Origin of the sequence: Achromobacter sp. SIMBA_011, assembly GCF_046535435.1 — a bacterium.
Taxonomy (GTDB): domain Bacteria; phylum Pseudomonadota; class Gammaproteobacteria; order Burkholderiales; family Burkholderiaceae_B; genus Achromobacter; species Achromobacter dolens.
Map to the genome: position 1 here is coordinate 1 of NZ_JAWRWN010000531.1, position 269 is coordinate 269.

Annotated in this window: 1 protein-coding gene; it reads right to left on the bottom strand. The window is 65.4% G+C overall.

The window, feature by feature from the left end; genetic code table 11:
• Positions 1 to 269 (bottom strand): LysR substrate-binding domain-containing protein (locus SB816_RS32025; RefSeq protein WP_410548248.1); only part of this gene is annotated, 269 nt, incomplete at both ends.

Below are 269 nucleotides of genomic sequence, written 5' to 3' on the forward strand. Positions count from 1 at the left end.
TCCACGGTCGGCATCTCGCCGAGAATCTTGCGCACCTCCAGCCGGTCGCCGTCGAGCGACCACGGGCGATACAGCACATCGGGAAGAATCGACAGGCCCGCGCCGGTGGCCACCAGACTCCGCACCGCTTCCACCGACGCCGTGCGCATCACCGTGTTCGGCCGTAGACCCGCCGCGCGCCAGAACGCGGTGGTGTTGTCTTCCAGCTCGTCCACTTTCAGCATGATCATGCCTTCGTTGGCGATCTCCTGAAGCGAGATGCTGCCGAG